Raw genomic sequence first — 570 nt, 5'->3', positions numbered from 1 at the left:
AACCATGGCAAGCGAACCGATTCGCGATCCCGCGAACGACCACCTGCTCACCCCGCAGAACGCGGCGTTCATCGTCATCGACTACCAGCCGGTCCAGGTGAACTCGATTGCATCGATGGATCGCCAGCTGCTGATCAACAACATCGTCGGCGCATCGAAGGCCGCGGTCGCGTACGACCTGCCGATCGTCCACTCGACCGTCAACGTGAAGACCGGCCTGAACAAGCCGCCGATCCCGCAGCTGCGCGCCGCGCTCGAAGGCTATCCGACCTACGACCGCACCAGCATCAACTCGTGGGAAGACGTCGAGTTCCGCAAGGCCGTCGAGGCCACCGGCCGCAAGAAACTGATCATGACCGCGCTGTGGACCGAAGCGTGCCTGACCTTCCCCGCGCTCGACGCGCTGAAGGCCGGCTACGAAGTCTATGTGGTCGTCGACGCAGTCGGCGGCACGTCGGTCGCCGCGCACGAAGCCGCGCTGCGCCGCATCGAGCAGGCCGGCGGCCAGATGATCAGCGTCGCGCAGCTGTTCTGCGAACTGCAGCGCGACTGGGCGCGCAGCGCAACCGT

The 570-nt window shown here is 65.8% G+C and carries 1 protein-coding gene; it reads left to right on the top strand.

What is annotated here, in order from left to right; all coding sequences use genetic code 11:
• Positions 1-4: 4 nt before the first annotated feature.
• A partial coding sequence (locus DIE12_RS37780; protein WP_148092742.1) for a hydrolase occupies positions 5-570 on the top strand: 566 nt, incomplete at its 3' end.

The sequence above is a fragment of the Burkholderia sp. Bp9015 genome, from assembly GCF_003853505.1.
Classification (GTDB): domain Bacteria; phylum Pseudomonadota; class Gammaproteobacteria; order Burkholderiales; family Burkholderiaceae; genus Burkholderia.
This window is presented reverse-complemented; position numbering and strand designations above follow the sequence as displayed.